This is a genomic window from Rhodanobacter sp. LX-99, assembly GCF_018599185.1.
GTDB lineage: Bacteria > Pseudomonadota > Gammaproteobacteria > Xanthomonadales > Rhodanobacteraceae > Rhodanobacter.
The window spans coordinates 14,341-40,068 of sequence record NZ_JAHFVL010000004.1 but is presented as its reverse complement, the minus strand read 5'-3'; the positions used below and the strand labels follow the sequence as shown (position 1 = coordinate 40,068).

16 protein-coding genes are annotated in these 25,728 nt (G+C 65.7%); 12 read left to right on the top strand and 4 right to left on the bottom strand.

What is annotated here, in order from left to right:
* The first annotated feature begins 9 nt into the window (after positions 1–9).
* The 3 genes from KK131_RS16800 (at position 10) to KK131_RS16790 (ending at position 3,454) form a co-directional block, all read left to right on the top strand.
* The gene (locus KK131_RS16800) at positions 10–858 is read left to right on the top strand and encodes a hypothetical protein (RefSeq protein ID WP_214557931.1); all 849 of its coding nucleotides are present in this window, start codon (positions 10–12) and stop codon (positions 856–858) included.
* Positions 859–1,567: 709 nt separating this feature from the next.
* Positions 1,568–2,173 (top strand): hypothetical protein, encoded by a 606-nt coding sequence (locus tag KK131_RS16795; RefSeq protein ID WP_214557929.1) that lies wholly within the window; start codon positions 1,568–1,570, stop codon positions 2,171–2,173.
* A gap of 168 nt (positions 2,174–2,341) precedes the next feature.
* Positions 2,342–3,454, top strand: a complete 1,113-nt coding sequence (locus tag KK131_RS16790) for a macro domain-containing protein (RefSeq protein ID WP_214557928.1) — start codon at positions 2,342–2,344, stop codon at positions 3,452–3,454.
* A gap of 180 nt (positions 3,455–3,634) precedes the next feature.
* On the opposite strand, the gene KK131_RS16785 is transcribed toward KK131_RS16790, so the two are convergent.
* From KK131_RS16785 to KK131_RS16775, 3 genes are all read right to left on the bottom strand, one after another.
* The gene (locus KK131_RS16785; RefSeq protein ID WP_214557922.1) at positions 3,635–4,384 is read right to left on the bottom strand and encodes an NrdJb; all 750 of its coding nucleotides are present in this window, start codon (positions 4,382–4,384) and stop codon (positions 3,635–3,637) included.
* A gap of 98 nt (positions 4,385–4,482) precedes the next feature.
* A complete protein-coding gene (locus tag KK131_RS16780) occupies positions 4,483–5,145 on the bottom strand; it encodes a hypothetical protein (RefSeq protein WP_214557921.1) in 663 nt (220 codons plus the stop codon).
* Positions 5,146–5,203: 58 nt separating this feature from the next.
* Positions 5,204–8,464 carry an LAGLIDADG family homing endonuclease gene (locus KK131_RS16775; protein WP_214557919.1) on the bottom strand — a complete coding sequence of 1,087 codons (3,261 nt, stop codon included), beginning with the start codon at positions 8,462–8,464 and terminating at the stop codon, positions 5,204–5,206.
* 411 nt (positions 8,465–8,875) lie between these two features.
* On the opposite strand from KK131_RS16775, the gene KK131_RS16770 reads away from it, so the two are divergent.
* The 9 genes from KK131_RS16770 to KK131_RS16730 all read left to right on the top strand — a co-directional run bounded on the left by KK131_RS16770 (position 8,876) and on the right by KK131_RS16730 (position 23,372).
* Positions 8,876–10,282 carry a Do family serine endopeptidase gene (locus KK131_RS16770; RefSeq protein ID WP_214557918.1) on the top strand — a complete coding sequence of 469 codons (1,407 nt, stop codon included), beginning with the start codon at positions 8,876–8,878 and terminating at the stop codon, positions 10,280–10,282.
* Positions 10,283–10,681: 399 nt separating this feature from the next.
* On the top strand, positions 10,682–12,019 hold the full coding sequence (locus KK131_RS16765) for a substrate-binding domain-containing protein (RefSeq protein WP_214557917.1): 1,338 nt from the start codon (positions 10,682–10,684) through the stop codon (positions 12,017–12,019).
* Between the two features lie 11 nt (positions 12,020–12,030).
* Positions 12,031–12,741: an HAD family hydrolase gene (locus KK131_RS16760; RefSeq protein ID WP_214558139.1), complete on the top strand. Its 711-nt coding sequence runs from the start codon at positions 12,031–12,033 to the stop codon at positions 12,739–12,741.
* 87 nt (positions 12,742–12,828) lie between these two features.
* Positions 12,829–14,208: a leucyl aminopeptidase family protein gene (locus KK131_RS16755; protein WP_214557916.1), complete on the top strand. Its 1,380-nt coding sequence runs from the start codon at positions 12,829–12,831 to the stop codon at positions 14,206–14,208.
* 78 nt (positions 14,209–14,286) lie between these two features.
* Positions 14,287–16,029, top strand: a complete 1,743-nt coding sequence (locus tag KK131_RS16750; protein ID WP_214557911.1) for a M1 family metallopeptidase — start codon at positions 14,287–14,289, stop codon at positions 16,027–16,029.
* Between the two features lie 130 nt (positions 16,030–16,159).
* A complete protein-coding gene (locus KK131_RS16745) occupies positions 16,160–16,921 on the top strand; it encodes an aspartyl/asparaginyl beta-hydroxylase domain-containing protein (protein ID WP_345777297.1) in 762 nt (253 codons plus the stop codon).
* Between the two features lie 208 nt (positions 16,922–17,129).
* A complete protein-coding gene (locus KK131_RS16740; protein ID WP_214557909.1) occupies positions 17,130–19,997 on the top strand; it encodes a TonB-dependent receptor in 2,868 nt (955 codons plus the stop codon).
* Between the two features lie 98 nt (positions 19,998–20,095).
* Positions 20,096–21,949 (top strand): sulfotransferase, encoded by a 1,854-nt coding sequence (locus KK131_RS16735; protein ID WP_214557907.1) that lies wholly within the window; start codon positions 20,096–20,098, stop codon positions 21,947–21,949.
* Between the two features lie 100 nt (positions 21,950–22,049).
* Entirely contained in the window at positions 22,050–23,372 is a 1,323-nt protein-coding gene (locus KK131_RS16730) for an aspartyl/asparaginyl beta-hydroxylase domain-containing protein (RefSeq protein WP_214557905.1), read from the top strand.
* A gap of 91 nt (positions 23,373–23,463) precedes the next feature.
* Here the strand turns inward: KK131_RS16730 and KK131_RS16725 are convergent, their stop codons facing one another.
* Positions 23,464–25,722 (bottom strand): carboxy terminal-processing peptidase, encoded by a 2,259-nt coding sequence (locus KK131_RS16725; RefSeq protein ID WP_214557904.1) that lies wholly within the window; start codon positions 25,720–25,722, stop codon positions 23,464–23,466.
* Between the last annotated feature and the right edge of the window lie 6 nt (positions 25,723–25,728).

The window sequence follows — 25,728 nt, the reverse complement described above, 5'->3', positions numbered from 1 at the left end:
GGCAGAAGCATGACCAAGTCCCGTCGTCCGCTCACCAGTCTCCTTTTGGTGGAGGAACGGCTTCTCGAAGCCGAATACTTCACAGGCCTGATGCGAAGGCGTGGAGGCGCCGAGTTCGGATATTGCCTCAATGCCTTCGTATCCGCCTCCCGAAGCGTCACCTTTCTGACCCAGAAAGAGATGGCGCGAGTTCCCGGCTTCGACACATGGTGGGCCATGCAGCAGACGGCAATGTCGCGTGACCCGGCAATGCGATTCTTCCTGAAGCTGCGCAACTATTCGCAGAAGGAAGGACGCATCTCGCTGGTTGGCGTCAGCCGTGGCCATGGCGCATCCCGACGCTGGAGCCACTGCTTCGCTGGGACCGAGGATCAGGTTCCGGACACACTTCTGCACAGGGATGTCACCGACTGCTGCAGGGAACATATCGCCAAACTGGCACAAGTGGTGATTGCTTGTACGAAGCGATTTCCCTTTCATGCCTGCCCTCGGTCCGCGCTCACCCCGGAAGGAATGCAGGCATTGGGGTTTTCCGTAGAAGAACTGGGCTCGCTAGTCGGGCTCGATCCTTCCTGGATCAGAACTTCGGAACTGCCACTGGAAGACCTGCTGCGGATCCTGAAAGAGCAAGTCGATGGCCTGGACATCCGGGAAATCGAACGGCTGGCCCGATGGACTCCCAGAAGAACTGGCGGCACCTTTGCAACGGATCCTTTCGGCGAGGAGCTGCAGAGGCGACTGGTAGAGCAATTGGAGGGCTCAAGACGGCAAGTGGACGCCTCTGTCCTGCTCGGTGAAATGCTGCTGCATGCATGGTGGAACGACCGTAATGGTGGGGGCCACCCACAAGGCGATTAGCTGCAACTCGACGTCCTCTTTAATTTCTTCTGCCGCTACGGCCTCGTCGTGCAGATGCTGGCCACGTCGGCGCCAAGCTGTCGCAACGACCCATTCGGCGATGGCGTGCGCACGTGGGCCATTCCGACTCTGCCCACGGGTTGCGGACCGAGCTATGTGTGGACCGCAAGCACGGCACCGACGTGATCTGGTTCGCCATCGACAGTATCGGACGACAGGCTGGGCGAAAAGTCGGCGCTCCACGCAATGGGGAGGCGCCGCGCCGACGCGGTATGTCGTGGATCCCCAAGCTGTGAAAGTTCGCCGCCGGAGATTTGCTGTCTTCTTCTCACCGGTGACGCCTACGCTTAGGCTAGAGCCCTCGCTCCTTCGTATTTCGCATGATTCCGAATGTCGAGCCGGCGCGTGATCGAGCCGATGGGCTCGCGAAATCGGGACCGAAATCGGGACGGAGGAAGTTAAGCAGAAGGCCAGAGCACGATGAACTCAGGAACCAAACGATTTAACCTCCTCCGTCCCGATTTCGGTTTCGGGGATGAGCGGACCACGACTGTCCTGCTGGAGTCGGGATGGCGCGTTGCAAATGTATGGGGGTGCAGCCTCAAAGGTCCCGCCAGGCTCCCCGAAGACGAAGTAATCAGACAATGCCGAGCATTCCTGCTGTCGGAGGAGGCTATATTGATCAATATCCGGGGAGCGGCCAGAACGCATGAAGAGTGACAACAAGATTTCCAGGGAACCTGCAGACCTGCATTCCCTCAGCGACGTACAGCTTATGGAACTACGTGCCGCTGTTGACACAGAGGCGAGGAAACGCGGCCTGAATTTCAATGTCGGGGAAATCGGCGAAAAGCTTGCCATCTCTTTGTTTAAAGAGCGACCGGACCTCTCTTTGCTCGCCGCCGCTCCCCGCGGCACCAAGAACATCGATGCTATATCTCGGGAAGGAAACCGCTACTCCATCAAAACTCTCCAGAAAGCCAGGAAGACGGGAACCATTTACCCGGATCCGTCAGACAGAGATCGGCAGCTGTTCGAATTCATCCTCATTGTGCTGGTTAATGACGAGCTCGCTCTGGAGCGCGTCATCGAACTTGACTGGCAACAATTCTGTGCTGCTCGAAGCTGGGATATCAGAATGAACGCATGGTATGTCGCCCGCTCTAAAAAGGCGTTTAGTGCCGGGCGCCAGATCTATCCTAAACTGGGTACTGCGACTCTCTCCTCATCAACCAGCCCCGCAGAAGAACGTCCCCCCGCGATCACGATGCCGGCCGTTCGAAATCGGGACCGAAATCGGGACGGAGGAAGTTAAGCAGAAGGCCAGAGCACGATGAACTCAGGAACCAAACGATTTAACCTCCTCCGTCCCGGTTTCGCACACGTTGTGGACGCTGCTGCACGAGACAAGCTGTCCGCGCTCGGGTTCACGCTGCCGGTCAGCGTCAATCCGGCTTTATTCTTCCGTTGACGGATTGCAATCATGTTCAAGGCACTCATCGGCGACCTCTTTACCAGCCAAGCGCAAGTCTTGGTGAATACGGTCAACTGCGTGGGCGTCATGGGAAAAGGTATCGCGCAGGAATTCAGGAAGCGCTACCCGGCGATGTTCAAGGACTATGCATCCCGCTGCAAAGATGGCCGGGTGCGCATCGGCGAGCCGTACCCGTACCGCGACGCGACGGGTGCCTGGATCCTCAACTTCCCAACCAAGCGCCATTGGCGCTCGCCCTCGCGCATCGCCGACATAGAAGCAGGCCTGGATTACCTCGCTGCACACCTCGACAAATGGGATATCCGCAGCATCGCCCTGCCGCCGCTCGGATGCGGCAATGGCGGCCTGGGCTGGGAAGAGGTCGGCCCACTGATCTATCGCAAACTCGCCTACCTGCCTGTCGACGTGGAAGTCTACGCGCCCTACGGCACGCCGCGTTCGCAGCTGGAACCCGATTTCCTGGCGAGTCCGTCGCAAATGACGTTGGATGGCAAAGGTCGGAGACACGAGAGGGCGAATCCATCGTGGACCGTGCTGATGGAGGTCTTGCTACGTTTGCAACGGCAGCCGTACGCCAATCCGGTGGGGCGGACGATCTTCCAGAAGATTTGCTACGTCGTCACCGAGATGGGCGTACCTACCGGATTCCAATTCGGCAAGGGCAGCTATGGCCCCTTTTCCGATGATGTGAATCCCGCCTTGGCCGATCTTGCCAACCGCAACTGGCTGCACGAACAGCCGCTCGGCCGGATGATCTCGCTGCGGGCAACGCCCCAGTACGAGAAAGAGCGTGCAAAGCTTGAGGTCGCCTATCGTCCCTACGAACGAAAAATCGCCAAGACAGTAGACCTTTTCAGCCGCATCAAGAGCACCGAACAGGCTGAAGAGGTGATGACCGTTCTGTATGCCAGCCGGCAACTCAAGGCAGCGCACCCGAACCAGAAGGTCAGCGAGCAGCAACTCTACAGTTATATCCTTGAATGGAAGAAGGCTTGGGACTCGGATGAGAAGCGACTCGCTGTCGCCCATGCGATTCGCAGCCTGGTACTGCTTGGCTGGATGGGCTTGGATCTGAGCGATGACTTGCCGGAAGCCGCGTGACTGCCGAAACCAGTGGGCGCGAGTTAACTCTGAAGTGCATCGCCTGACCGTGCGAGGAAGCTCGGGTGCGTTAGCCTGAGCGGCCTCACCGATAAGTGAAAACTTACCGCGAGGAATTGCGCAAAATAAAAAGGGCGGCATGACTGCCACCTTTTGCTCAATTCGCTCGTATGCGCACATTCACCCGCACTTCGAATACCCACAATTCAAGCAAGTCTGACACCCGTCCATCAGCACCAGCGCCTGCGTATTGCACTTCTGGCACAGCGTGGCGCCGGGTGGGAAGCCGTTGGATTCGGTATCGCTGGAGGCTGTCGCGGCCGAAGCCGCCTTGCTCACGTCAGAGTTTTTTTTTGCGCCGGCCTGCTCATACGCCGCACGCTTCTCGGCAATCAGCTTACGCGTCGCCTCGTCCATCTCCGGATCGTGGATCAGCCCGATGTTCTTCATGTGCTGTTCGATCACGCCGCCGATCTCGGCGACGATGCTGGGCATGTAGACGCCGCCGGCCTTGAAGTAGCCGCCGCGGGGGTCGAACACGGCTTTCAGCTCTTCCACGATGAAGGTGACGTCGCCGCCCTTGCGGAACACGGCGGAGAGGATGCGGGTGAGCGCCACGATCCACTGGAAGTGGTCCATGTTCTTCGAGTTGATGAAGATCTCGAACGGGCGGCGCAGCTCATGCTTGGTGCCGGCGTTGAGCACGATGTCGTTGATGGTGACGTACAACGCGTGCTCGAACAGCGGCGACTTGATCTTGAAGGTGGAGCCGACCAGGGTCTCGGGCCGCTCGACGCTTTCGTGCATCTGGATCACTTCGGCCGTCGGCGCCTCTTTCGGCGCGGCGGCGGCGACCGGGGTGGCGGCAACCTTGTCTTCGGGTTTGACCACGTTGTAGCCGGTGATCTTCTTGTCGATCTTGATCGCCATGGTGTTCGCTTCTTTATCGAGTGTTGGTGCCGGTGTGGACGCGGCGTGCTGCGAAAAGCATGCGGCCCGGCGCGTGGCCGGGCCGCATGCGGTGTCGCTCACTTCCGTTTTGCAGCGGCCTTCTTGCCGGCAGGCTTGCGCGCTGCCGACTTGACGCTCGCCTTCTTGCTGGCAGTGGACCTCTTGGCCGTCTTGGCGACGGCTTTCTTGCTGGCGGACTTCTTCGCTGCCGCCTTTTTCGGTGCGGCCTTCTTGCCGGCCGTCTTCTTGCTGCTGACCTTCTTTGCGGCCTTGGCGGCTTTCTTCTTCACCACCTTGGCGACTTTCTTCGCGACCTTCTTCACCGCTTTCTTCGCGGCGCCGGCCTTCTTGACAACTTTCTTGGCTGCCTTCTTGACGGCCTTCTTCGCGGCGGTCTTCTTCACCGCCGCTTTCTTCGCGACCTTTTTGGCGACTTTCTTCGCCGCCTTCTTCACGGCTTTCTTGGCGGCAGCCTTCTTCGGCGCGGCCTTTTTCGCCGCAGCCTTCTTGGGCGCTGCCTTCTTCTTTGCAGCAGCCTTCTTCGGCGCAGCCTTCTTGGCCGCGGCCTTCTTCGGGGCGGCCTTCTTCTTCGCTGCCGGCTTCTTCTTTGCCGGCGCGGGTGCGGCAACCGGCGGTGCCGGCGGCACTTCCGGCAGAACCGGCAGGACGACGGCAGGCGCCTCGGCGGCGGCCGGCGTGGTGGTGGTGGTGCTCGCTTCGGTTTCGTTATCGATGGACATGCTGGTGTTCCCCTCCGGTGGACCGCTTGAGTTGCCGCACGCGGGGGCGTGCGGCGGTTCAGAACTTGCCGTAGTAGCCTTCCTTCAAGGCATCGAAGAGGTTGGCGGCGGAGTGCATTTCGCCGTCGTATTCCACCTGCTCATTGCCTTTCAGTTCGACAACGCTACCGTCTTCGAGCTCGAAGCGGTAGAGGGTGCTTTCAAGGTCCGCTTCCTTGACCAGCACGCCCTGGAACGCGGCGGGGTTGAAGCGGAACGTGGTGCATCCCTTCAGGCCCTGCTTGTAGGCGTAGAAGTAGATGTCCTTGAAGTCCTCGTAGGGGTAGTCGGTGGGCACGTTGGCGGTCTTGGAGATCGACGAGTCGATCCACTTCTGCGAGGCGGCCTGGATGTCCACGTGCTGTTTCGGGCTGATGTCGTCGGCGGAAACGAAGTAGTCCGGCAGCTTGTTGGCCGCCTCGTCGGTGGACACCTTGGCGTCGGCGTTGATCAGGGCGCGGTAGGCCAGCAGCTCGTAGCTGAGCACCTCGATCTTTTCCTTGGACTTCTTGCCCTCGCGGATCACGTTGCGCGAATAGCTGTGGGCGAAGCTGGGCTCGATGCCGTTGCTGGCGTTGTTGGCCAGGCTCAGGCTGATCGTGCCGGTGGGCGCGATCGAGCTGTGGTGGGTGAAGCGCGCGCCGGTCTCGGCCAGCTGCTCGACCAGGTTCGGCGCCACCGTGGCGATGCGCTGCATGTAGCGGCTGTACCTGGCGTGCAGCACGCGGCCGGGGATGGCGTCGCCGACCTTGTAGCCGTCCTTCGCCATTTCCGGGCGCTTGCGCAGCATGTCGCCGGTGACGGTGTAGTCGCGCAGCAGGATCGGTGCGGCGCCCTTTTCCTTGGCCAGTTCCAGCGCGACTTCCCAGCCGGCCACGGCCATCTCGCGCGAGACGTCCTCGGTGAAGCTCACCGCGTCGGCCGACCCGTAGCGCATCTTCAGCATGGTCACGGTGGAACCCAGGCCGAGGAAGCCCATGCCGTGGCGGCGCTTGCCCATGATCTCGTTGCGCTGCTGCTCCAGCGGCAGGCCGTTGATCTCGACCACGTTGTCGAGCATGCGGGTGAACACCTTGACCACCTCGCGGTACTCGTCCCAGTCGAAGCGCGCCTTCGGGCCGAACGGATCGCGCACGAAGGTGGTCAAGTTGATCGAGCCGAGCAGGCACGAGCCGTACGGCGGCAAGGGCTGTTCGCCGCAGTTGTGCGCGTGCAGGCCGTTGCCGTCGAAGGTGTTGATGCCCGGCACCTGCACGTCGTAGACGTCCTCGACGCCATCAGCCTGCAGCGAGGCCACGGTGGCGACGAAACGTGCGCGGTTGAGGGTGCGCTTGTAACCGGACAGGGCCGCCTTGAGGCGCGTGGCCTTGTCGGTGTCAGCGAAGCCGATCAGCTCGGCGAAGCGCTGCAGCGACTCGCCGGCGACGACCAGCTCGTGCTGGGCCTGGGTGGCGTATGCCCGCGTGCCGCCGTGGCCGTCCGGCAGTCGGCTTTCGCCGGCCGCGCGGCGATCGCGGTAGATGCGCGACGGCATGCCCAGGCGCAGCAGCATGCGCTGCACCGCTTCCAGCCGCGGCAGGTCCGACTGCGCCAGGCGCACGGACACGCCCTTGGCTTGGCTGCCCTGCACCGAACCGTCGGCGTCGAAGAAGCCGCGCAGGAAACCGCGATAGGCCTCGCTCGATGCCTGTTCCAGCGCCGGGGTGATCGCCTTGTCGCCGACGTCCATGCCGAGCTCGAAGGCAAGATCGCGCAATGCGGCGGACTTCATGCGGAACTCGCCACGGCCGGCCACTTCCGACCAGCCGGCGAAGTCGGCGCGATGCGGCAGCGTCTGCGCGCAGCGCAGGGCTTCGGCCATCAGCGCATGGGTGCCGCGATTCACGGAGCCGTTCACGACGGCCGCCTGCGGCCACGCCGACAACACCGCGGTCTCGTGCTTGAGCGTGCCGTCACCGACCAGCAGGCCGAGCAGGTAGCCCTGCTCCGCGGTCAGCGCGCCGGGCCACTGCGCGTTGGCGCGATGGTCGTTGAGCAGCACGCGGTCGCCCGGCCGCAGCGCGCCAGCGGCGCACCATTCGGTGTCCACGCTCCAGCGGGTCAGGCGTGAGACGCGGCGCACGCGATGGTCTTCGGTCAGGCGCAGGCGGTGGCCTTCCTCGGTCTGCAGCGCCAGCACCGGCTTGGTCGCGGTGCGGAAGAAACCCTCGGCGCCGGTGGCGTGGTCCTGGCCGTCCACCCGCGCCATGAAGCCGCGGCCGAGCAGGTCGGCGACCTGGCGCGGGCCTTCGGCGGTCTGCACCCAGGTGTCGGCGGTGACGCACGGGTTGGTGGCGCGGATGTGCTCGCACCACCAGTTGTTGTTCATCTCGTTGACCTTGTCGATCAGGATGAAACCGGGCTCGGCGTAGTCGTACGTCGAGACCATGATCATGTCCCACAGGTGCCGCGCGCGGATGTGGCCGTAGATCTTGCAGGCGACCAGGCCGTCCTCGCGGTCGACGTAGTTCTCGTGGGTGGGCCACTCGCGCCAGACCACCTGGGCCGGGTCGGCCAGGTCGATCTCGTCCTGTTCCTTGACGTGCACCGGGAACACCAGCGGCCAGTCCTGGTCGTGCTCGACCGCGTCCATGAAGCCGTCGGTGATCAGCAGGCTGAGGTTGAACTGGCGCAGCCGGCCGTCCTCGCGCTTGGCGCGGATGAATTCCTTGGCGTCGGGATGGCTGATGTCGAACGTACCCATCTGCGCGCCGCGGCGGCCGCCGGCGCTGGAGACGGTGAAGCACATCTTGTCGTAGATATCCATGAACGACAGCGGGCCGCTGGTGTACGCGCCGGCGCCGGACACGTACGCGCCGCGCGGGCGCAGCGTGGAGAACTCGTAGCCGATGCCGCAGCCGGCCTTCAGCGTGAGGCCGGCCTCGTGCACCTTCTCCAGGATGTCGTCCATCGAGTCGCGGATGGTGCCGGAGACGGTGCAGTTGATGGTGGAGGTGGCCGGCTTGTGCGCCAGCGCGCCGGCGTTGGAGGTGATGCGGCCGGCAGGGATCGCACCGCGGCGCAGCGCCCACAGGAATTTTTCGTACCAGAGGCCGCGCAATTCGTCGCTGGCTTCCACGTCGGACAACGCGCGCGCCACGCGCTGGTAGGTCTCGTCGATGGTGGCGTCGACCGGCTCGCCGGACTTCGCCTTTAGACGATACTTCTTGTCCCAGATGTCGTAGGACGCCGGTTGCAGCGGGATTTCCACGGCGGCATCACGGTTGGCGGCTGGATTCATGGTTGAACTTTCGTTCGCGCTGGGGACTGAACTTGTGGCTGGCGCACGCACTGTGCTCATCGGCTTCCTGACCTCTCGCTGCGACCTTGCGGCCGGCGTTGTTTTTTATTCGATACGACAATGTCGCTCATGCTGTCGATGGCAACTCGACGGACCACAGGGGATTGCCCCCCGGCCCATGCGCCACCTGGTTCCCGACGACAACGACTCCCCCTCAAGAGTGCGACGGTCGATACCAGTGCTTGTCTCAGCGCTGGCTTGTGAACACAAGATGTTGTGGTTGATATCGGGTAAGCAAGTTAACCCCGACGTCGTTGGTTGTAAAGTCCCATGACAGCATTCGGCCGGACGGAACCGTGGCGCCGCGCTCCGGTCGAAGCAGCGCCGCTTCCACCGCCTTCAGGAGGACTCATGTCGCCGTTGCCTTCCCGCCTCGTGCCCTGGCTGACTGGCCTGCTGGCCGTAGCCGTCATCGCCCTCGGCAGCGCGCCGGCCGGCAGCCGCGCGGCCACCTTGCCGGCCGCGGTCGGCGGGCAACCGCTGCCGTCGCTGGCGCCGATGCTGACGCGGGTGACCCCGGCGGTGGTGAACATCTCCACCACGACCCGGGTGCAGGTGCGCGATGCGTATTTCGACGACCCGATGGTGCGCCAGTTCTTCGGCCTGCCGGCGACCCCGCGCGAGCGCGTCGAGCAGAGCCTGGGCTCGGGCGTGATCGTGGATGCGGCGAAGGGCTACGTGCTGACCAACAATCACGTGGTCGGCGGCGCCGACGACATCAGCGTGACGCTGCAGGACGGGCGCACGTTCAAGGGCAAGCTGCTCGGCACCGACCCGGCCACCGACGTGGCGGTGGTGCAGATTCCGGCGCAGAACCTCAAGGCGCTGCCGCTGGCCGACTCCTCGGCGCTGCAGGTCGGCGACTACGTGGTGGCGGTGGGCGACCCGTTCGGCCTCGGCCAGACGGTCACCGCCGGCATCGTCTCGGCGCTGGGCCGCTCGGGCCTGGGCAGCTCCAATTCGGGAAGCTCCGGCTACCAGAACTTCATCCAGACCGACGCCTCGATCAACCCCGGCAACTCCGGCGGCGCGCTGGTCAACCTGCGCGGCGAACTGGTCGGCATCAACACGATGATCTTCTCGCCGTCCGGCGGCAACGTGGGCATCGGTTTCGCGATTCCCAGCAACCTCACCAGCGAAGTGATGGCGCAGTTGCTGGCGCACGGCAAGGTGCAGCGCGGCAGCCTGGGCGCGCAGACCCAGACGGTCACCCCGCGCATCGCCCAGCTGCTGGGGCTGAAGGACAGCAACGGCGTGGTGGTCACCGGCGTGGCCGACGGTTCGGCCGCCGCGCACGCCGGCCTGCAGCCGGGCGACGTGCTGACCACGCTGAACGGCAAGTCGCTGCACAACGTGCAGGAACTGAACAACGCCGAGGGCCTGCTGCCGCTGGGCAGCACGCTGCGCCTGGGCGTGCTGCGCGACGGCAAGCTGCGCGAAGTCAGCGCCACGCTCACCGCGGAGAAGCTGGCCAGCATCGACGGCGGCCAGCTCGATCCGCGCCTGGCCGGCGTGCGCTTCACCGAGCTGAGCCAGAGCCAGCGCAACCAGGGCTGGTACGGCGTGGCGATCAGCGCGGTGCAGCCGGGCAGCCGCGCCGCGCGCGCCGGGCTGAGCACCGACGACGTGGTGATCGGCGTGGGCAACCAGCGCATCACCAGCCTGCACATGCTGCGCGGGCTGGCCGGGGTGAAGCCGCGCCAGCTGGTGCTGGTGGTCACCGACGACGACGGCACGCGCTACGTGGTGGTCAACTGAGTGGCCGGGAAACCCGTCCAGGCGCACCCCGAATAGCTCTGCTTCAAGCTCGCCATCCCGGCGAAAGCTGGGATCCAGCGACTCCAAACCATCGAAACGCAACGGCACCGGATGACCAGCCCTTCGGCTGTTGCGAAGCCCCTCCGGCTTTCGCTGGAATGGCGTTTCACCGGAAGTTTTTCGAGAAGCCATTCAGGCGAAAGCGTGGCCGGGATCGCCTTCGGGTCGTGTCCCGGCGCACATCCCGCGTGCCGCCGCCGCGCAAATCCATGAAAGCGCTTGATGTTCTGCATTCAGGCCGATGAAATATCCTCATCGCTTCACCTTGTGTGCGCCTGCATGGCGCCATACTCGCGCCTTTCCGTCCACACCTAAATCATGCCGGGGCTCCCCACCACCATGTCCGTCCGTCTTACCCGCCTGCTGTCCGTCGCCCTGATCGGGGCCTGCCTCACCACCCCCGCGTTCGCCAAGAGCAAGCCGAAGGCGCACGCCAGCGCCCCCGCCAAGAGCAGCCTGGTCTGGCGCGGCGACGTCGCCACCGCGAACGGCGTGGTCAACGAAGTGGCGAAGGCGTGGGAGAAGACCGGCCACGGCAACATCGAGCTGCAGCCGTTCAACACCGCCTCGGGCATCGACGCGGTGGCCTCGGGCAGCGCCGACCTGGCCGGCAGCGCGCGCGCCAGCGACAACAGCGCGCAGAACGCGAACCTCACCTTCACCCCGGTGGCGTGGGATGCGCTGGTGATCATCACCCAGTCGTCCAACCCGGTCCGCAACCTCACGCTGAAGCAGGTGCACGACATCTACTACGGCAAGATCCACAACTGGAGCGAAGTCGGCGGCCGCAGCGCGCCGATCGACGTGTACGCGGTGGCCAGCCCCGGCGACGGCGTGGAATACAGCCTGCGCAGCCTGCTGTTCGGCCGCGGCAACCAGCCGGTGGCGGCGCCGCGGCTGTACGTCAACACGCGCAAGCTGGAAGAAGGCATCGCGCTGAACCCGAACGGCCTGGGCGTGACCACCCTGGCCAGCATCAGCGGCAATGCCAAGCTCAAGGCGATTCCGATCAACGGCAAGCCGGCCACCGTCGCCAACATCGCCGACGGCAGCTACCCGCTGTTCATCCCGCTGTACCTGGTGACCAACCCGCGCAGCCCGAAGGCCGCCCAGGCGCAGGCCTTCATCGACTTCATGCAGACCGAGCCGGCCAAGGCGGCGCTGCGCAAGCACGCCGTGCTGCCGTACCAGGACGATGGCGCGCTGGTGGCGCTGGACGCCTCACGGCGCAGCCGGATCCTGGCCGAAGTCGGCGCGCGTCCGGTCAGGGGCACGCCAGTGTCGGCACCGGGCGCCACCTACGCGGCACGCGCCGCGATCGCGCCGACCTCGCCCGACACGCTGGCGGCGCGGCAGGCGCTGGAGCAGCGCCGCGCCGACGCCAGGGACACCGCCCGCTTGAGCAAGGTCCAGGGCAGCGTGAGCGACGTCACCGTCACCGGCGTGGCCCATGCGAACGGCAGCGCCACCACGGTCAGCCGGACCGAAGGCAAGGACTTCGGCAAGGTCACCGCGAACGCCACCCAGGCCGCGACCACCTACAAGGTGGCCAAGGGCGACACGCTGTCGACGATCGCCAAGCGGCATTCGGTCGAGGTGACCCAGCTGCGCGAGTGGAACCACCTGAAGAACGACCAGATCAAGCTCGGCCAGGTGCTGCGCATCCGCAACCGTTGAGCCGTGCGGGCGTGCCGATACTCGCGCTGACGCTGGATCTGGACGACACCTTGTGGCCGGTGTTGCCGGCGCTCGAACGCGCCGACCAAGCGGTGGACGCCTGGCTGCGGCGGCATCATCCCGACGTCGCACGCGCGTGGCCGATCGCGGCCATGCGCACGCTGCGCATGCAGGTCGCCGCCGAGCGGCTGGACCTGGCGCATGACTTCACCCGCCAGCGCCAGCTCACCCTGCGGCAGGCGTTCGCCGCCTGCGGCGTGGACGACGCGCCGATCGAGACGCTGTGGGAAATCTACTTCGCCGCGCGCAACAGCGTGGAGCTGTATCCGGACAGCCTGCCCGCGCTGGAACGGATCACCGCGCGCTGGCCGCTGGCCAGCCTGACCAACGGCAACGCCGACCTGCAGCGCATCGGCATCCACGCGCATTTCGTCCACCACGTCTGCGCGCGCGACAGCGGCGTGGCGAAGCCCGACCCGCGGATCTTCCTGGCCGCGGCCGAACGGCTGGGCGTGGCGCCCGGGCAGATCCTGCACGTCGGCGACGATCCGGCGATGGACATGGCCGGCGCCCGCGACGCCGGCCTGCGCACCGCCTGGATCAATCGCGAAGGCCTGCCCTGGCCCGCCGAACTGGGCCAGCCGCCCGAGCTGGACCTGCGCGACATGACCGCGCTCGCCGACTGGCTCGAGGCGCAGGCTCCTGCGACCAAAAGCCGATAGGCAGCCCGGAGCAATGCGCGCATCATTGGCGGTTCGCCATCCACGGCACGCCACGCGCCGCGCCACCGCAAGCCAGAAGGATCCCGCATGTCCGCCCTGATCGAACGCCAGCCCGGCACCCGCCGCAGCATCGCCATCGAGACCACCGACGCCGCGCATTACGCCGCGACCCGTCGCCGGCTCACCGCGGCGCAGCGACGCTGGCTGGCCGACAGCGGCTTCGAGGCGGCCGCCGGCACGTTCGCGCTGCTGCCCGATGCCGCGGGCAAGCTGGTGCGCGTGCTGGCCGGCGTCGACGCACGCCAGCCGCTGGCGGCGCTGGCCGCGCTGCCGTGCAGCCTGCCCGAGGCGACCTACCACCTCGCCGACGAAGGCGTGCTGGGCGATCCGGCCCGGGCTGCGCTGGGCTGGGCGCTCGGCGCCTACCAGTTCAACCGCTACCGCCAGCCGAAGCGCGCGCCGGCCCGGCTCGCCGTGCCGGCCGCGCAGCTGCAGCAATTGGCGCCGCTGGTCGAAGCCACCGCGCTGGTGCGCGACCTGGTCAACACGCCGACCGAGGACATGGGCCCGGAGCAGTTGGGCGACGCGATCAGGCAGCTCGGCAAGACGCACAAGGCGAAGGTGCGCGACTGGGTCGGCGACGAGCTGCTCAAGGCGAACTTTCCCACCATCCACGCAGTCGGCCGTGCCAGCCACCGCGCGCCGCGGCTGATCGAACTGAGCTGGGGCAGGCGCGAGCATCCCCGGCTTGTCCTGGTCGGCAAGGGCGTGTGCTTCGACACCGGCGGGCTCGACCTGAAACCGTCCGACGGCATGCGCTGGATGAAGAAGGACATGGGCGGCGCGGCGCACGCGATCGCGCTGGCCGGCCTGGTGATGCAGGCGCAGCTGCCGGTGCGGCTGACCCTGCTGATCCCCGCGGTGGAAAACGCCGTGGCCGGCAATGCGCTGCGCCCGGGCGAGGTGGTGGTCACCCGCGCCGGCCACGCGGTCGAGATCGACAACACCGACGCCGAGGGCCGCCTGGTGCTGTGCGACGCGCTGGCCTACGGCGCCGAGCAGCAGCCGGACCTGATGCTCGACTTCGCCACCCTCACCGGCGCCGCGCGCGTGGCGCTGGGCCCGGACCTGCCCGCGCTGTTCGCCAACGACGACGACGCGGCCGCCGCCGTGCTGGCCGCCGGCAGCGCGGTCGACGATCCGCTGTGGCAACTGCCGTTGTGGCGGCCGTACCGCAAGATGCTCGATTCGTACCTGGCCGACTTCGCCAACGCCGGCCCGTCGCGCCATGCCGGCGCGATCACTGCGGCGCTGTACCTGGAACGCTTCGTGCCGGACGGCACGCCGTGGCTGCACCTGGACACCTATGCCTGGAACGACGCCGACCGCCCCGGCCGGCCGCGCGGCGGCGAGGCGATGGGGCTGCGCGCGACGTTCGCCTTCCTGCGGCAGCGCTACGGCGGCTGAGCCGGCGGCATGACTTCTGGCGTTGTCGCGCCGGGGTGAAAGATTGCATCCTGCGGGATTCCCCGACCGGAGCCCGCCATGCCTCTTCGCCCGCACCTGCTTGCCGCTTGCGTGGCGCTCGGCCTCGCCGCCTGCACCAGCGTACCCGTCGCCAAGACCGCGGCCGCCATCCAGCCGGCACTGACCGCACAGACGCTGAATTCGGGCGGCGTGATGCCGGCCGAACAGGCGCGCGTGCACTTCGATCATGCCGAGCTGCATTTCACGGTCGACCCGGCCACGCAGAGCATCGACGCCAGCGCGACATTGAGCTTCACCGCTAAGTCCGCCACCGACACGCTGTTGCTGGACCTGGACCGCAACCTGCCGGTCAGCGCGGTCGAGCTGGGCGGCCAGCCGCTCGCTACCGGTGCGTGGAGCAACCCGGACGGCCGCCTGCGCATCCAGCTGCCCGCACCGCTCGCCGCCGGCGGCAAGGTGAGCGTGACCATCCGCTACGGCGGCAAGCCGCACGTGGCGAAGAAGGCGCCGTGGGACGGCGGCTTCGTGTGGAGCCACACCGCGGACGGCCAGCCATGGGTCGCCAGCGCGGTCGAGGGCGAGGGCTGCGACTTGTTCTGGCCGTGCATCGACCAGCCGCAGGGCGAACCCGACCTGGTCGACACCTACGTCACCGTGCCGAAGACGCTGGCCGCGCCCGGCAACGGCGTGCTGGTGGGCATCGCCGACGCGGGCGACAGGCACACGTACCACTGGCGCGCCAGGCACCCGGACACCTACGCGATCTCGATCAACATCGGACCCTTCGACGAACTCAAGGCGGACTACAAAAGCCGCTACGGCAACACCATCCCGATGCAGTTCTGGTACCTGCGCGGGCACGAGGCAGAGGCGAAGGAGCTGTTCGCCGGGTTCCCGCGCATGCTGGATTTCTTCGAGCAGCAGATCGGCCCGTATCCCTTCGGCGACGAGAAGATGGGCGTGGTGGAGACCCCGCACCTGGGCATGGAACACCAGACCATCAACGCCTACGGCAACCAGTACCGCAAGAACGGCTACGGCTACGACAGCCTGCTGCAGCATGAATTCGCGCACGAGTGGTTCGGCAACCAGGTCACCAACGCCGACTGGGACGACATGTGGCTGCACGAGAGTTTCGGCACCTACATGCAGCCGCTCTACAGCCAGTACCTCAACGGCGACATGGACTATTTCAGCTGGCTGCACGGACTGCGCCTGATGCTGCGCAACCACCACCCGATCGTGTCCGGCAGCAGCAGGACCGAAGAACAGGTCTACGACGAGACGGCCGGCCCCGGACAGGACATCTACAACAAGGGTGCGCTGATGCTGCATACCTTGCGCCAGCTGATCGGCGACAAGGACTTTTTCGACAGCATCCGCCGTCTGGTCTACGGCCGCCCCGACCCGAAGCCCGGGAACTTCAGCCCGCGCTACGCCAGCACCGGCGACTACGTGGCGATCGTCGACCAGGTCACCGGGCGCAAGCTCGACTGGTTCTTCGACGTGTACCTGCGCGACGCCGCACTGCCGCGGCTGGACCAGCAGCGCGACGGCGACACGCTGAAGCTGCGCTGGGTGACCGAACACGGCAAGCCGTTCCCGATGCCGATCGAGGTGCAGGTGGGCGACACCGTGCACACCTTGCCCATGCGCGACGGCAGCGGCCAGCTGCACGTGCCGGCCGGCAGCCTGCTGATCGTCGACCCGCGCTCGAAGGTGCTGCGCGAGATGCCGCACGTCGAGGCGTACCAGCAATGGATGAAGCAGCAGCGGACAGCGCGGTCCGCGCGGAAATAGTCGCCACGGCACGGGCCGGCAGCCGCTGCTGGCGTCCCTATAATCATCGGGAACATCCAGCAGCGGACCTTCCCGATGAACAAGCCGCCACCTGCCACTCCCGCGACTTGCCGCGTGGCAGCGCGGCGACATGGCGATGGCCGAGCAGGCTTTCCAGCAGTTGCTGGAAAGCCTGCCCGATGACGCCGAGGCGCTGCAGTTCCTGGCCACCCGCCAGCTTGCGGGGCTATATGGAACGCGCTGGCGCATGCGCGGCTGGAGGCTGCCGTCGACGTGGTACGCGAAGAGCTGCGCGCCGTGCTCTCGCACGCGCAGGACGATCTGGTGCCGTTCCTGGGCACCAACTCCGGCGAGGCCGTGGCGGCGCCCAGTTGCTGGGTTCGTCAGGCATGCAAGAGGCGGCCTGGGATGCCTTTTTCTTCTACCGGCACGGCGTGCGCCACGACATGCAGTGCGCGCGCTGCCCGCGCACCAGCGCGCTGTGGACTCGATGCCGCTGGTCCGGATTCGCGACCACGCGCCGGAAACGCTGTACTCCGTGCTTCGCCCGGGCACGCACATCCTGCCGCACCGCGGCGTCACCAATACCCGCCTGGTCACCCACCTTCCGCTGATCGCGCCGCCGGACTGCGCCTTGCGCGTGGGCGGCGAAACCCACGTGTGGGAGGAAGGCCGTTGTATCACCTTCGACGATACGTTCGAGCACGAAGCGTGGAACCACAGCGACCAGACCCGCGTGGTCCTGATCCTGGACAGCTGGAATCCCGATCTCAGCGAAGCGGAACAGGCGGCGGTAACCGACCTGGTCGCGGCCATCGGCGACTTCAACCGGTCCGGCGAGACCCCAGCGCAACCCCGGTCCCAGGAGCCTTTCGGGTCGCGTGGCGGTTGATCAACGGTCGACGGTCTCCTGAGGCTTGCGTGCCAGCGGCCGCAGCAGTTGTGCGCGGGACCGTTTCTGGGAGTAGTCTTTTGCCGGCTGGGCACCGCAGGCGATCACCGTCGCGTGGCTCGGCGTGCACCCCGGGGAGGGGACTCGACACGCTCGAAGGCTGGGAACGAATACCAACATCTACTGGGGAGACCAAATGAAATACGGCATGAATCACTTGTCACTGGCGGTGCGCCTGGCCTTGACTGCGGGAATTTTCACGGCGGCGGGTGTGGCCCAAGCGCAGGCACCGCAGGCGGATAACCCGCCATCGTCGGATCAGGCCACCCCACCGTCCAAGAGCAAGGCCAAGACCCTGCAGGCGGTTGTCGTGACCGGCTCGCTGATCCGGCGTGTGGACGCCGAGACGGCCAGCCCGGTGGTGACGCTGGATCGCGCCACGCTCACCAACGCCGGCAACCTCACCATGGGCAACGTGCTGCAGCAGCTCCCCAGCATTTCCGGCAAGGCCACCAACCCGCAGAACAACAGCAACGGCGGCGGTGTCGCCAGCCCGCTGCTCGGCGGTGGCGACGGTTCATCGCGCATTTCCCTGCGCGGCTTGGGCATCGACCGCACCCTGGTCCTGATCGACGGCCAGCGCATGGCCAATCCTGACGTCAACATGATCCCGCAGAGCATGATCGAGCGGGTCGACGTGCTGGCTGAAGGCGCCTCCACCGTGTATGGCTCCGACGCCATCGGCGGCGTCGTCAACTTCATCCTGCGCAAGGATTACCACGGCGCCGAGCTCAGTATCAACGAGGGCATCTCCGGCCATGGCGACGGCCAGCGCCGCGGCTTCACCCTGACCGGCGGCCTCAACGGCGACCGTTACAACCTCGTCGGCGGCGTCAGCTTCAACAAGTACGACGCCGTGCTCGCCACCAAGCGCAAGTACTCCGCGCACCAGCTGTACCTGTCCAGCGGCGTAGCCTCGCCTGCCGGCTCCAGCACGATTCCCACCGGCAAGATCCAGGTACCTCAATCGATCGCCAGCCAATATGGCTGCCCACTCGACGCGAATGGCAGAGCCTTCATCACACTGGCGCAAGGCAGCGGCTCGAGCCAGGCTGACTACCGCTGCACGGTCAGGGGGCAGGATTCCTTCAACTACAACGCCTACAACTACATTCAGACCGCGCAGCAGCGCACCGATGCCTTCGCGCTCGGCAGCTACAAGCTGACGGACGACCTGGAGTTCTTCTTCGAAGGCTTCTTCAACCATACCCAATCGAGCGGCCAGGACGCGCCGGCGCCGACGGCGGCCGGCCTCAGCAACGACGGTTGGTATGTGTCCAAGAACAATCCGATCAACCCGTTCGGCATCACCTTCGGCACCGATCCCAGCAATCCCACCGACCCCGACGGCGGTTACGGCTTCAATGTCCGCCTGAGCGGCCTCGGTACCCGCCTGCACACCTATGACACCAATAACGTGCAGGTGAACACCGGCCTGCGCGGCGCCTTCGGCAACAGCAGCTGGAACTGGGCCACCACCGTCAACTATGCCCACGCCAACCGCCTGCAGCGCGACTACAACGAAGTCAACATCGCGGCGTTCCAGGCCGCGATCAACAGCGGCGTCAACATTTTCGACCAGGCCAACCAGACCGCCGCGCTCAGGTCCGGCGTGGATGCGCCGGTGTACGTCTTCACCAACTCCACCAAGCAGGTCCAGTTCGACGCCAATGGTGAATTGTGGGAGCTGCCCGCCGGCGCCGTGCAACTGGCCGCCGGTGCCCTGTACCGCCAGCGCACCATGAACTACACGGTGACCCCGAACGCCGTGCTCGATCTGAACACCGGTCGCTGCGAAGTGCTGCAGGAGGCCTGCGGCTCGCCCGGTCGTGGCAGCGACAACGTCAAGGAACTCTATGCCGAATCGCTGATACCGCTGCTCTCGGAGCAGCCATGGGCGTATTCGTTGAACCTCGACCTCGGCATCCGTACATCCAACTACAGCACCACCGGCACCACCACCAACAAGAAGATCGCCATCGAGTGGCGGCCGATCGCCGACCTGCTGGTGCGTGGCACCGTGTCCGAGGTGTTCCGCGCGCCAAACCTGGATGAACTCCACGACGGCATCACTCTGGTCCAGCCCAGCCCCACCGATCCCTGCGCACACCTCTCGGCCGCCGACCTCGCGCAGCACCCCGTGGCCTGCCAATACGTTCCAGTCAACTGGCCCGGCAACAGTCCTCTCCAGGTCAACACCTACTACTCGGGTGCCAATACCGTGGGTGCAAAGCTCAAGCCGGAACAGGGCAAGTCGATCAACATCGGCTTCGTCTACGACCCGAGCTGGCTGGACGGCGCGTCCACCAGCGTCGACTTCTGGCACATCTACCTGAAAGACCTGCTGACGCCGGCCGAGGCACAGACCGTGCTCAATGCGTGCTTCGCCGACGGCACCAGCCCGTTTTGCTCGTTCATCCACCGTCTCGACAACACCACCAAGCAGCCGGGCAACGTACGAGTGATCGACACGCCGGTCGTCAACCTGGGCAACCTGAGTACCAGCGGCATCGACTTCACGCTGAACTACAAGATCCCGCACTTTGACCTCGGCAGCATCAACCCCGGCGACTTCAAGGCAGGCCTCGCCTCGTCGTACACGTCCACCTACAGGAACAACCCTGCTCCGAGCCTGGGCGCTGAAACGACCGACTACGCCGGTACCTACACGACGCAATTCGGCAACATCTCGCGCTGGCGCGGCACGTTCACCCTCAACTGGCAGAAGGGCAACTGGAACGCGCAGTGGCAATCGCGCTACATCAACCACGTCGTCAACCTGCATGCCGACGTGGCGACCGGGGCCAATGCGCCGATGGGATCGGTGGTCTACCACGCGCTCCAACTGGGTTACCACGTGCCCTCGATCCACACCACGTTCGACATCGGCGTCGACAACCTGTTCAACCATGCGCCGCCGCTGGTCTACCAGAACGGCGGCAACTACAACGTGGACGTCGCCACCTACGATGCGATGGGACGCTACTACTGGGCCCGCGCCACGCTGAAGTTCTGACCGACCGACCACGCCACTTAGCCGCAAAGCCGAGGGGCCGCGAGATACTTCGCGGCCCCTCTTGCATAATGGCCACTAGCACACTCGATCGAGCAGGCATGCCAGAGTCCACCAACGGCCTCGCCGACGCCATCATCGCCGCCTATCGGGCTGGCGACATGGAGCGTATTGTCGCGCTCGGCGAGCAGGCCACGCCGACCAGCGAAGCAGCCCTGCTGTGGTTGGGCGTGGCTCGCCAGAGCGCTGGCCGCTACGCTCAGGCGGCAGCCACGTTTCGCCAGCTGACGCAGATGCGGCCGCAGGTTTCCGCTTACTGGAACAACCTGGCGCTGGCCTGTCGGCAAGACGGCGACCTGGTTGCCGCCGAACAGGCCTTGGGCATCGCCCAGGCGCTGGCGCCCGACGACGCCGAAGTGCACTTCAATCTCGGCCTGCTGCAGATCCAGCAACGCCACTGGGTATCCGCACGGCAATCGTTGATGGATGCCGTGCGCCTCTCTCCGGGTTTCATCGAGGCGAGGCTGCAAGCCGCACATGCCTGCCATGTCTGTGGCGACAACGACGGGCAGCAGGCGATGCTGGCCGGCGCCAAGGATTGGCCGGGGCAACCGGCCGAACAGGCCCTGATCCTGGCTGCGATGCTGTCCGCTCAGGGCGAGCTGGACGCCGCACTGCGTGCCCTGGACCGGGCGCTGCTGCCCGACCACGACGAGGCCGGCGTCATGCAGCTGCGCATCGCGGCACAGCGGGTGGCGCTGTACGAGCGAAGCAATCAGCTGGAGCGGGCGCGCCACGTGTTGCAGCAACTGCCGCTGGACAGGATCGAGCAACTGCCGCCGCAGGCGCACGAAGCTTGTGGCGAAGTCTGGAGTGCGCACGCTACGCTCGCCATGCGCGACGCGGATCATGCAACCGCAACTGCGCTGTACCAGCGCGTGCTGGCACTCGACCTGGACGACCAGCATCGCGCGGCGGCCGCCTTCGGGCTGGCCGCCGCCAACGACCGGCTCAGTCGCCACGCCGAGGCATGGCAGGCGCTGCAGGTCGCGCATACGGCGCAATTGGCGATCGCCCGGGACGTGGTACCCGAGCTGATGCAGCCGCGCAGCCGTCCGCTGGCCATGAGCGACCAACGGGTGGACCGTGCCGCGTTCATGGCCTGGAAATCGTTGCCAGCACCGCCTGACGCGCGCCAGCCGGTCTTCGTGGTCGGCTTCCCGCGCTCTGGCACCACACTGCTGGAACAGATACTCGACGCCCATCCGGATTTTCGTTCGATGGACGAGCGCGCCTTCATCCACGAGCTCACCGAAGGCATGCAACTGGCGGGCCAGCATTACCCGGACGACCTGGGCAAGCTCACTGGCGAAGAAGTCGGGCAATTGCGTGCGCTCTATTTCCGTCGGGTCGGACAGGTCCTACCCGATCTGGCAGCGCATCGCCTGGTGGACAAGAATCCGCTCAACATGTTGTGTCTGCCGATGATCATGCGGCTCTTTCCGCATGCGCGCATCATCGTGTGCCTGCGTCATCCGTGCGACGTACTCCTCAGTTGCTACATGCAGCCGTTCCGTTCGCCGGCCTTCATGGTGATGTGCTCGTCACTGCAACGGTTGGCCGATGGCTACGTGCAGGCTTTCGAGCAGTGGCAGCAACACCTGGAAGTATTCGAGCCACACCTGCTGGAATGGCGGTATGAATCAGTGGTCGACCGCTTCGCGGAGAGCCTGACGGAGCTCGGCAGGTTCCTCGAGATCGAGGACACCTCGCCGATGGCGCAGTTCGCCGTACATGCACGCGGCAAGCACCACATCAGCACGCCGAGCTACGCCCAGGTGACCCAGAACATCAGCAACAAGGCGGTGAACCGCTGGCACGCCTACCGCGAATTGTTCGAACCGGTGCTGCCGACGTTGCGCCCGGTGATGCAGCGACTTGGTTACGCCGAATGATGACTGGCTCCATGTGACACGGTGCCGCGTATCATCGAGGCATGGCGCTCGATACTTCAACCAGCACACCGCCCTGTCCATACGGGATGAATGACCACTCATGAGCAAGCCGCATGACGCTACGCTGGAGACCCGCCGCGCGACGGCGCGCCGGCAGGCGCAACACGGCGAACGCGACGACGCCGAGGAGTCCTTCCTGAGGATCCTGGAACTGGACCCGCATGACGTCGAAGCGTTGCGCTTCGTCGCCGAATGTCAATCCATGCGCGGCAATCAAACGGCCGCCGCCGAGCACCTGCAGCTCGCACTGCGGTTGAGCCCGGACGATGCGACCAGTTGGGGACAGCTGGGCTCGGTGCAAATGACCGCCGGCGATTTCGGCGCTGCCGCCGCCAGCTTCAGGCGCGGGCTGACGCTGGTGCCGGGCATGTTCGTCGCACGCCTGCAGCTGGGCATCGCGCTGGAGCAACTGGGGCAGTCGCACGAAGCGTTGAAGGCCTATTTCATGGCGATCGAGAGCGCGCATGCAATGGGCCGCTGGGAAGGTGATGCCACCACCGCGCCGCGCTTGCGCGACGCGGTGAAGCACGCTGTGAATTACGTCAACATCCACCGACGGCGTCTGTTCCACGCGGCGCTGCAACCACTGCGTGAACGCTATGGCGACGCGGCACTTGTGCGCGTGGAACGCAGCCTGGCGATCTACTTCCTTGACCAGCCGGCGAACATTCCCGATCCGCGGCAGAAGCCGAAATTCCTGTATTTCCCCGATATCACCAGCCAGCCCTACTACCCGCGCAGTCTTTTCCCCTGGCTGGAATCACTGGAAGCTGCGACCGACATAGTGCGAGACGAACTGCATGCCGTGTTGACCGGGCAGCCGGCGCTGGAATCCTTCCTGGGTGACCTGCCGCCGAATGCCACGCAAGAGATGTTGGCTTCATCCGGCGAGCGGGAACCTGCGTGGGACGCCTACTTTTTCCACCGCCACGGCCAGCCCCACGAAGCGCACCGGGCACGCTGTCCGCGCACGGCAGCGCTGCTCGACGCGCTGCCACTGGTGCGCATCCGCGACCATGCACCAGAAGCCCTGTTCTCCATACTCTCGCCAGGCACGCACATCCTTCCGCATACCGGGGTCACCAACACGCGTCTGGTGACCCATCTGCCGCTGATCGTTCCGCCTGATTGCGCGATCCGCGTGGGCGGCGAGGAGCACGCCTGGCAGGAAGGACGCTGCGTCACCTTCGATGACACCTACGAGCACGAGGCGTGGAATCGCAGCGGGCAGACGCGGGCAGTGCTGATCCTCGACAGCTGGCACCCTGACCTCAGTGAAGCGGAACGTCTGGCCGTGACCGACCTGATCGAGGCGATCGGCGACTTCAACCAGGCCTGCAAATTGCCTGCCCCGCCGAACTGAAACGCGTCGCCGCTGTGTGGCGGTGGGATGGTGGAGCTTCCATGGAAAAGGGCAGCGCGGGAGCGCTGCCCTCTCCCCTGCCCCCATGCGATCAATGCGTGGCTGTGGGTGCCGGCGAAATTGCTGATTTCGACGGTGCACCGAGTGACGCCATGTAGCTGCCGCTGAACTTGCCGCCGTACGGCAGCACCCCGCTGGCCAGCTTCGGGTCGGCCTTGATCATGCCGATCGCGTCGAACAGGATGTGCGCGGTCTCGTTGAGCTGCACGTCCTTCGCCTTCTTCGCGTCCTTCTCCTGCTTGAGCTCGCTCTTCAGGCTGCGCTCGTTCGCGTTGAGGCCGTCGTCGAGGCTGCTGGCCTCGTCGGCGAGCGAGGCGTCGGTGCCGTCGATGGCCTTGTGCCGTGCGCGGAAATCGGCCTGGATCGCCTCCAGCTGCTTGCGCTCGACCTCGCGCGTGGCGAAGTTCAGCGAGATCGCGGTCTTCGCGCGCATCGTGCGGTACTGCGCCAGCTCGTCCAGCATCAGCTTCCACGCCGGCGACTGCGCCACGCGCTCGGCGTGCTTCTGCTGCAGCTGCGGCAGGTAGGCGTTGAGGTTCGCCACCACCTGGTAGTCGGCCGGCGCGATCTGGGTCCACTTCAGCGCGTTGTCGTAGGTCGACTCGCCGAAATCCTTGTCGTCGCCGTTCTTCGGGAACGCGATGTCCGGCGTCACGCCCTTCAGCTGGGTGGAGCCGCCGTTGATGCGGAAGAATTCCTGGATGGTCATCTTCAGCTCGCCCAGCTGCGGCTTCTCGCTGTCGCTCTGCGAGAAGCGGTCCAGGTCGACCAGGTTCTGCACGGTGCCCTTGCCGAAGGTCGGCTCGCCGACGATCAGGCCGCGATGGTAGTCCTGGATCGCCGCGGAGAAGATCTCCGACGCCGACGCCGTGCCGCGGTTGACCAGCACCGCCAGCGGGCCGCTCCAGGCCATGCCCGGGTCGTCGTCACCCTGCTCCTCGACCTGGCCCTTGGAGTCGCGCACCTGCACCACCGGGCCCTTGTCGATGAACAAGCCGGTCAGCGAATTGGCCTCGGCCAGCGAACCGCCGCCGTTGTTGCGCAGGTCCACCACGACGCCCTGCACGCCCTCATGCTTCAGTTCGCCGAGCAGCCGGGCGACGTCGCGGGTGGCGCTCTTGAAGTCCTTGTCGCCGGCGCTGCGTGCGCCGAAGTCGGAATAGAACGTGGGCAGCTCGATCACGCCGATCTTGCGGGTGACGTCGCCGTCCTTGATCTCGACGACCTTCTTCTTCGCCGCCTGCTCCTCGATGCTGACCTTCTTGCGCACCAGGCTGACCATCTCGTGCTTGCCGTCCACGCCGACGTCCGCGGGAATGATCTCCAGCCGCACGGTGGTGTCCTTCTTGCCGCGGATCAGGTTGACCACGTCGTCCAGGCGCCAGCCGATCACGTCGACGATCGGGCCGTTGTCGCCCTGGCCGACGCCGACGATGCGATCGCCGACCTGGATCTTGCCGGACTTGTTGGCCGGGCCGGCCGGCACCAGCTCGCGCACCTGGGTGTAGTCGTCGCGCGGCTGCAGCACCGCACCGATGCCTTCCAGCGACAGCTTCATCGCGATGTCGAAGTTCTCCGCCGCGCGCGGGCCGAGGTAGTCGGTGTGCGGGTCGGTAGTCTCGGCGTAGGCGGTCATGAAGGTCTGGAACGCGTCCTGGCCGTCGAGCTGCCTGACCCGCTCGATGTAGCCCGCGTAGCGCTTGTCCAGCGTCTTGCGGATCTCGGCATCGTCCTTGCCGGCCAGCTTCAGGCGCAGCCAGTCGTTCATCGTGCGCTTGCGCCACAGCTCGTCCAGCTCGGCCTGATCCTTCGGCCAGTCGGCGTGCTCGCGGTCGAACGTGTAGCTCTCGTCCTTGGAAAAGTCGAAGCCCTGCTTGAGCAGGTTGCGCGCGTAGCTCATGCGCTCGACCGCGCGCTGCACGTACAGGTTGAACACCGCGAACGGCGCGGACAGGTCCTGGTTCCATATCGCGTCGTCGAGCTGGGTCTTCAGCGGCGCGAACTTCGCCATGTCGGCCTGGGTGAAGAACACCTTTTCGCTGTCCAGCAGCTTGAAGTAGGCGTTGTAGATGCGCGCCGACATCGCGTCGTCGAGCGGCTGCGCGTCGTAGTGGAAGCGGGTCAGGAAGCGTGCCGACAACTGCGCGGCCTGCGCCTCCTCGGGAGTGGAGGTGAGCGGCCAGGTGGCTGCCTTGCGCGGCTTGCCTGCGCCGAGGTCGGCCGCCGACTGCGCGAACGCGCAGGTCGCGGTGAGGGCTAGCAGCAGGAACAGCGCGGGACGGAATTTCATGAGTAC

Excerpts from the sequence above, each read along its gene's own strand:
- KK131_RS16785 (WP_214557922.1), bottom strand. The coding sequence starts at position 4,384 with ATGGCGATCAAGATCGACAAGAAGATCACCGGCTACAACGTGGTCAAA.
- KK131_RS16745 (WP_345777297.1), top strand. The coding sequence starts at position 16,160 with ATGGCGATGGCCGAGCAGGCTTTCCAGCAGTTGCTGGAAAGCCTGCCC.
- KK131_RS16780 (WP_214557921.1), bottom strand. The coding sequence starts at position 5,145 with ATGTCCATCGATAACGAAACCGAAGCGAGCACCACCACCACCACGCCG.
- KK131_RS16765 (WP_214557917.1), top strand. The coding sequence starts at position 10,682 with ATGTCCGTCCGTCTTACCCGCCTGCTGTCCGTCGCCCTGATCGGGGCC.
- KK131_RS16755 (WP_214557916.1), top strand. The coding sequence starts at position 12,829 with ATGTCCGCCCTGATCGAACGCCAGCCCGGCACCCGCCGCAGCATCGCC.
- KK131_RS16800 (WP_214557931.1), top strand. The coding sequence starts at position 10 with ATGACCAAGTCCCGTCGTCCGCTCACCAGTCTCCTTTTGGTGGAGGAA.
- KK131_RS16740 (WP_214557909.1), top strand. The coding sequence starts at position 17,130 with ATGAATCACTTGTCACTGGCGGTGCGCCTGGCCTTGACTGCGGGAATT.
- KK131_RS16735 (WP_214557907.1), top strand. The coding sequence starts at position 20,096 with ATGCCAGAGTCCACCAACGGCCTCGCCGACGCCATCATCGCCGCCTAT.
- KK131_RS16770 (WP_214557918.1), top strand. The coding sequence starts at position 8,876 with ATGTCGCCGTTGCCTTCCCGCCTCGTGCCCTGGCTGACTGGCCTGCTG.
- KK131_RS16730 (WP_214557905.1), top strand. The coding sequence starts at position 22,050 with ATGAGCAAGCCGCATGACGCTACGCTGGAGACCCGCCGCGCGACGGCG.
- KK131_RS16725 (WP_214557904.1), bottom strand. The coding sequence starts at position 25,722 with ATGAAATTCCGTCCCGCGCTGTTCCTGCTGCTAGCCCTCACCGCGACC.
- KK131_RS16775 (WP_214557919.1), bottom strand. The coding sequence starts at position 8,464 with ATGAATCCAGCCGCCAACCGTGATGCCGCCGTGGAAATCCCGCTGCAA.
- KK131_RS16795 (WP_214557929.1), top strand. The coding sequence starts at position 1,568 with ATGAAGAGTGACAACAAGATTTCCAGGGAACCTGCAGACCTGCATTCC.
- KK131_RS16750 (WP_214557911.1), top strand. The coding sequence starts at position 14,287 with ATGCCTCTTCGCCCGCACCTGCTTGCCGCTTGCGTGGCGCTCGGCCTC.
- KK131_RS16790 (WP_214557928.1), top strand. The coding sequence starts at position 2,342 with ATGTTCAAGGCACTCATCGGCGACCTCTTTACCAGCCAAGCGCAAGTC.